General features: G+C 67.9%; 7 protein-coding genes. All 7 read left to right on the forward strand.

The genetic code is table 11. The annotated features are described in order from the left end of the window. Entirely contained in the window at window positions 1-951 is a 951-nt protein-coding gene (locus J5M67_RS25955) for a DUF58 domain-containing protein (RefSeq protein WP_207888295.1), read from the forward strand. Continuing rightward, window positions 948-1,454, forward strand: coding sequence for a DUF4381 domain-containing protein (locus J5M67_RS25960; protein ID WP_207888296.1), 507 nt, complete (start codon window positions 948-950; stop codon window positions 1,452-1,454). The genes J5M67_RS25955 and J5M67_RS25960 overlap by 4 nt, the downstream gene beginning before the upstream one ends. Continuing rightward, complete coding sequence (locus tag J5M67_RS25965; protein ID WP_207888297.1) at window positions 1,441-2,448, forward strand: VWA domain-containing protein; 1,008 nt, start codon at window positions 1,441-1,443, stop codon at window positions 2,446-2,448. Before J5M67_RS25960 ends, J5M67_RS25965 begins: the two co-directional genes overlap by 14 nt. Window position 2,449: 1 nt before the next feature. Further along, a complete protein-coding gene (locus J5M67_RS25970) occupies window positions 2,450-4,036 on the forward strand; it encodes a VWA domain-containing protein (protein WP_207888298.1) in 1,587 nt (528 codons plus the stop codon). Continuing rightward, window positions 4,033-5,367, forward strand: a complete 1,335-nt coding sequence (locus tag J5M67_RS25975; protein WP_207888299.1) for a BatD family protein — start codon at window positions 4,033-4,035, stop codon at window positions 5,365-5,367. The genes J5M67_RS25970 and J5M67_RS25975 overlap by 4 nt, the downstream gene beginning before the upstream one ends. Before the next feature lie 37 nt (window positions 5,368-5,404). Further along, window positions 5,405-6,391, forward strand: coding sequence for an HAD family phosphatase (locus J5M67_RS25980; protein ID WP_207888300.1), 987 nt, complete (start codon window positions 5,405-5,407; stop codon window positions 6,389-6,391). A 112-nt stretch (window positions 6,392-6,503) separates the two neighbouring features. Further along, on the forward strand, window positions 6,504-6,838 hold a 335-nt coding region (locus J5M67_RS25985), incomplete at its 3' end, for a sulfatase-like hydrolase/transferase (protein WP_207888301.1).

Raw genomic sequence — 6,838 nt, forward strand, 5'->3', positions numbered from 1 at the left:
ATGCAGGAGCAACGCCCCAATCCAGACGGTTTCGTCTACGCCTCGTTGCCGCAACTGATGCTGCTGGAGCATCGGGTTCGAGACTTGAGCTTCCTCTCGCGGCAACCGCTCTCCAGCGTGCTCTCCGGCAACCACGCCGCGCGCCTGCGTGGCCGTGGCCTGAGCTTCGACGAACTGCGCCAGTACAACCCCGGTGACGACCTGCGCCACCTGGACTGGCGCGCGTCGCTGCGCTACGGCAAGCCCTTCGTGCGCAGCTACACCGAGGAGCGCGACCGGCCGACCCTGCTGCTGGTCGACCAGCGCATGAGCATGTACTTCGGCTCGCAGCGCAACTTCAAGTCGGTGACCGCCGCCGAGCTGGGCGCCATCGGTGCCTGGATGGCCTTCCACGCCGGGGACCGGGTGGGTGGCATCGTCTTCGACGACCATCAGGTCGAGCACGTGCGGCCGCTGCGCAGCCGGGCGCGGGTCGAGGCGCTGTGCTCGGCCATCGTCCGGCATAACCACGCCCTGCACGCCATGCGCACCGAGGACGAGGCGCCCGGCCAGCTGGACCGGGTGTTGCGCGAATGCCTGGGCATCGCCACGCATGACCACCTGATCGTGATCGTCAGCGACTTCGCCGGGGTGTCCGAGCAGACCTTGCAGCTGCTGCGCCAGCTCAACACTCACAACGACGTGCTGGCGCTGCAGGTGTTCGACCCCATCGCGCTCAAGATTCCCGACCGGGGCCGGGTGACGGTGACCCAGGGCGAGCTGCAGGTGGAGCTGGAAGTGGAGCGGCGCCAGGTGCACCGACCGTTGGGGGAGTTCCTCTCCGGGCGGCTGAAGGACGTGGCGACCCTGCTGCGCCGCAGCCAGGTGCCGCTGATGATGTTCAGCACGGGGCGCGACAGCCTCGACCAACTGCGCGCCGAGCTGGGCCGCCTGACGGTGGGGCAACGATGAGCACGGCGAACGTCCCCCGTATCGATCAACTGCGCGAACTGGCCCTGCCTGCGCCGGCGGCCAGCTACTGGCCGCAGACCTGGGGCTGGCTGGCGCTGGCGCTCCTGTTGCTGGCGCTGCTGGTGGCCTGGGGCGTCTGGCGTTACCTGCGCTGGCGGCGCGATCGCTACCGGCGCGAGGCATTGGCCCGGCTCGACGAACTGGTGCAGGCGCTGGAAGACCCGCAGGGCCGCCTGGCCGCGCTCCGTGAGCTGCCGCTGCTGCTCAAGCGCGTAGCCCTGTCGATGCCGGGAGGGGAAGTGGCCGCGCAATTGGGCGGCAGCCCGTGGCAAAGCTTCCTCCAGCGTCATGGCCCGGCACCGTTGCCGGCGGATTTCGCCCAGCGCCTGGCGTTGCTGGCCTATGCCCCGGCGGAGCGCGTCGCGACGCTGGCGGATCATGAAGTGCACGCGCTGCTCGGCGCGAGCCGGCAATGGATCGAGGCTCACCGTGTGGCAGTTTGACTATCCCTGGCTGCTGTTCCTGCTGCCGTTGCCCTGGCTGGCCTACCGCTTGCTGGGGCGTTATAGCGAGGCGCGCAGTGCGCTGCGTGTGCCGTTCTTCGCGGCCATGAGCAGGGCCGCTGGACAGGAACCGGGCAGCGCGAGTGCCGTTGGCGGGCGCTGGCAGCTGCCGCTGAACCTGCTGGTGTGGGCCTTGGTCCTCGCCGCCTGCGCGCGGCCGGTGCTGGTGGAAAAGCCCATCGAGCGCGAGCAGCCGATCCGCGACCTAATGCTGGCCATCGACATCTCGCAGTCCATGCAGACCGCCGACTACGACGCCCCGGACGGCACCCGGGTGGACCGGCTGACGGCGGTGAAAAGCGTGGTGCGGGACTTCATCGCCAAGCGCAAGGACGACCGCATCGGCCTGATCGTCTTCGGTACCGCGGCGTATCCGCAGGCGCCGCTGACGCTGGACCACGCCAGTCTCGGCATCCTGCTCGATGAAGTCGGCATCGGCATGGCCGGGCCGAGCACCGCTCTGGGCGATGCCATCGGCCTGACCGTGAAGCTGCTCGACAACGCCCAAGAGGAAGAGAAGGTGCTGGTGCTGCTTACCGATGGCAACGACACCGGCAGCGCCATCACTCCAGACCACGCCGCCGCCATTGCCCGCGACCGCGGCATCGTGGTGCACACCATCGGTATCGGTGACCCCGAGGCGAGCGGCGACGCCAAGGTCGACCTGAAAACCCTGCAGGACATCGCCAGTGTCACCGGCGGACGCTTCTTCCGTGCCGGCGACGGCAATGCGCTGCAGCAGGTCTACACGACTCTTGACCAGATCACTCCGCAGCGGGTGAAGACCCTGAGTCACCAGCCCAAGCGCGACCTGTTCTGGCTACCGCTGGGCGCGGCGCTGCTGGCGCTGTTGCTGGCCCATGGCATGGCGGTGCTGTCCTCGCGGGCACGCGCGCCGCGCGGGCGGCGGACGACGGCAGAGGAGGAGGGCTGAAATGAATATCGACCTGAGCGCCTTCCACTTCCTGCGTCCGCTGTGGCTGCTGGCGCTGATCCCCGGCGTGCTGCTGCCACTGCTGTGGACGCGCCGGCAGGACCTGACGCGCCGGCTCAACGGCATTATCGCGCCGCACCTGTTGCAGCACCTGGTCATCACCCCGCGCGACAACCAACGCCTGCGTCCGGTGCACCTGCTGGGCGCGCTGCTGGTGCTGGGGGGCGTGGCGGCCGCCGGGCCGACCTGGGAGCAGGACCGCCCGGACTTCCTCGACAATCGCGCGCCGCTGATCCTCGCGGTGGACCTGTCCCCGTCGATGGACGCCGACGATATGCCGCCCTCGCGCCTTACGGCGGCCAAGCAAAAACTGCACGACCTGATTCAGCGCCGCGCCGGCAGCCGCGTCGCGCTGATCGCCTATGCCGGCAGTGCGCACCTGGTACTGCCCGCCACCGACGATCCGGCGCTGCTCGACAGCTTCCTGCAAGCCCTGTCGACCCGGCTGATCGAACGCAGCGGCAAGGATGCGCTGGGCGCCATTGTGCTGGCCAAGCGCCTGCTGGCGGCCGAGCAGTCCCCCGGCACCCTGGTGCTGGTTACCGATGGCGCCGATGCCAGCCAGTTCGATGCCATCGCCCGGCACCTGCTGGGCAGCGACCTGCAGGTGCTGGTACTGGCCGTCGGCAGCCGGGATGGCGGGTTATTGCCCGGCGGCAACGGCCAGTCGCGTCTCGACGACCAGGGCCGGCCGCAACTGGGGCGCTTCGATGCGGATGGCTTGAAGCGCCTGGCCGACGCGGCGGACGCTCCGCTGGGCAGCCTGACCTTGAACGATGACGTGCTGGACTGGATCGAGCTGCACGCCCAGCAACACTTCCAGGCGGTGCGCGGTGACGACCGGACGGTGCACTGGAAGGACGCTGGCTACTGGCTGTGCTGGCCGCTGTTGCTGCTGGCGCTGTTCAGCGTGCGCCGTGGCTGGCGGGTGCACTGGCTGAGTGGCGTGCTGCTGGCCCTGAGCCTGGGCTTGCCGCCGCAACCGGCACAGGCCGGCGCCCTGGCGGATGCCTTCTTCACGCCGGACCAGCAGGGGCGCTGGGCCTTCGAGCACGGGCATTACCCACAAGCCGCCGAACATTTCGACGACACCTACTGGAAGGGCCTGGCGGCCTACCGCGCGGCGCAGTTCGACGTCGCCCTGGCGACGTTTGCCCGTCTCGACAGTGCGCAGGGGTTTTTCTACCTGGGCAATACCTATGTGCGTCTGTCGAAGTTCGAACAGGCCATCACCGCCTATCGCCAGGCGCTGCACGTGCAGGCGGACTTCCCCGAGGCCCAGGCCAACCTCGCCCTGGCCGAGGCCTTGCTGAAAGATCGCGACGACCAGCAGGAGGCCGGGCCGCCGAGCGAGAAGGCCGACAAGATCGAGTTCGACAACGACACGGGCAAGGGCAAGTCGTTGCAGCTGAAGAGCCAGCAGGCCAGCTCCGACCAGCTGTGGCTGAACAACCTGACCACCTCGCCGGAGCAGTTCCTGCGGCGCAAGTTCCAGTTGCAGGATGCTGCCAGGGAGGGTACGCCATGAGAGTGTTCACGGTCATGCTGATGCTTCTGCTGCCGTTGTGGAGCCTGGCCGCGGAAGCCGATGACTCCGCGCAGCCCCAGGTCAAGGTGCGCAGCCAGCTGCTGCCGGCGGACTCAGCCCTGGTCGGCGGCACCCTGAGCCTGCAAGTCGACCTGCTGGTGGACACCTGGTTCACCGCCGCGCCGAAACTGCCCAAGCTGACCCTGGCCGGTGCGGTCGTCTCCGAGCCCGGCGGCGAAGCGGAGCACCTGAACGAGCAGATCGACGGCACGGCGTTCTTCGGCCTGCGCTTCACCTACCAGATAACCCCGCAGCAGGCGGGTTCGTTCGAGATTCCGCCGCTGGACATCCAGGTCACGCCCGGCCAGGGCAGCGGCCCGGTCATGGTGCGCAGCCCGCCGCAACACTTCATCGCCCGGCAGCCGGCTGGCGCGGGGGAGGGCGATCCACAGCGCTTGGTGGCCCGGCAGGTCACCCTGAACCAGACGTTCAAGCGTTCCCACCAGCCGCTGCGGGTCGGCGACAGTATCGAGCGCCACCTCCACGTCGAAGCTGCCGGCGCCCAGGCGATGCTGATTCCAGCGCCGAGTTTTGCGGAGATCGGCGGCTTGCAGCGCTACGTCCGACCGCCCAGCGTCCGCCCCTTGAGCGACGGCCGTGGCGGAGTCAGCGGCGGGGTGCGGGACGATGCGGTGACCTATGTGGTCAGGGAGGCGGGCACATACCAGCTGCCGGCCATCGAGCTGCACTGGTGGGACGCCGCCAGCGGCGAGGCCCGTACCGCCTCGGTTCCGGCCATGGAAATCGAAGTGGCGGCCGCTGCCGGCTACCAGGCGCCGTTCTCGATCACCGAGGACTTGCGCGAACTGGGCCGCAAGACGCAGGTGCGCATCGCCGGACACTGGCTGCTCCTGCTCGGCGCACTGTTGCTCACCGGCGCGCTGGGTTACCTCTGGCGCCGTTGGGGAGCCGCGTTGCGCGATGCCTGGGAGCGTCGTCGCGCGGCACGCCATCAGGCCTGGCTGGATTCCCCGGAATACGCCTGGCAGCAGGTTCGGCGCCAGCTCGAAGGCACGCCCAGCGAGCTCGGCGCGCTGTACCTGTGGATTCGCCGGACGAGTGGTTGTCGCGAAATGAACACACATTCCGAAGAACTTTCCGACACGGTGCGTAAACCTTTGCTAGGTTTCCTCAGGGCTCGCTATGGGCGCGAGCGCAACGCAAGTGCGTCGACCCAACTGGTCGATGCACTGCCGGAGCTGCGCCAGGCCACCGCCCGGCGATCCACCGCTTCCCAGGAGAAACACGGCTTGAAGCCGCTGAATCCTTGACCCCCTTCACTGGGCAACTATCCATCAAGGACGCTACATGCAAGGACTCGCTGCCTCCCGCTGGTTGTTCACCCTGTTGCTGACCCTGCCGTTGCTGGGCCAGGCCGCTGACCTGGCATCCTGGAACGATGGCCAGTCGCGCCAGGCCATCGAGAACTTCGTCGAGGCGGTGACCCGCGAAGGCGGCCCGGATTACGTACCGCCCGCCGAGCGCATCGCGGTGTTCGACAACGACGGCACCCTGTGGAGCGAGCAGCCGATGTATTTCCAGGTGCTGTTCGCCCTGGAGGAAGTCAAGCGGCAGGCGCCGCAGCACCCGGAATGGAAGACCCGGCAGCCGTTCAAGGCGGTGCTGGAGAATGACCAGAAGGCTCTCGCCGAAAGCGGGATGAAGGGCATCCTGGAAATCGTCGCCGTGACCCACGCGGGCATGAGCACCGACGAGTTCATCGGCAACGCCCGCCGCTGGTTCGCCAGCGCCAGGCATCCCCGCAGCCACAAGCCCTACACCGAGATGGTGTTCCAGCCGATGCTGGAGCTGCTCGACTACCTGCGTGCCAACGGCTTCAAGACCTACATCGTCTCCGGCGGCGAAGTGGCGTTCATGCGCGCCTTCGCCGAGGAGGTCTATGGCATTCCGCCCGAGCAGGTGATCGGCACCACCCTGGGCAGCCGCTTCGAGGATCGCGACGGACAACTGTCGATCCAGCGCCTGCCCAAGCTGGTCCACAACGATGACGGTCCGGGCAAGCCGGAAAGCATCGATAGCATCATCGGCCGCCGGCCGATCCTGGCCTTCGGCAACTCCGACGGCGACCTGCAGATGCTGCAGTGGACCATGGCCGGCAAGGGCAAGCGCCTGGCCGCGCTGGTCCACCACACCGACGCCCAGCGTGAATGGGCCTATGACCGGCAGAGCAAAGTCGGGCGGCTGGACAAGGCGCTCGACGAGGCGAAGAGCAAAGGCTGGGTGGTCGTGGACATGGCCACGGAATGGAAGCGCGTCTATCCGTTCGACCAGTAACAGAGCGAATGCCAGGACACCGCAGGGTAGGGGGGGATTCCGGCCGAGCCGTCGGCGCCCCCAATGCGCGCAGTCGCGGATACGACACAGTGAGCGAAATGGAGAAGCATCAATGAAGCGCACGGGAAAATGGTTATCGCGGTTCGCCCTCGCGGCGACGGCGATAGTGGGGTGCTCTGTCGCCCAGGCGGCCGACAAGCCGAATATCCTGGTGATATTCGGCGACGATATCGGCCAGACCAACATCAGCGCCTACTCGTTCGGCGTGGTCGGCTACCAGACGCCGAACATCGACCGCATCGCCAAGGAAGGCATGATGTTCACCGACTACTACGCGGAGAACAGCTGCACCGCCGGGCGATCCACCTTCATCACCGGGCAGGCGATCCTGCGTACCGGCCTGTCCAAGGTCGGCATGCCGGGGGTTCCGGTGGGCCTGCAGGCCCG

It is taken from the genome of Pseudomonas sp. 30_B (assembly GCF_017491605.1).
In the GTDB taxonomy this organism is placed as follows: Bacteria; Pseudomonadota; Gammaproteobacteria; order Pseudomonadales; family Pseudomonadaceae; genus Pseudomonas.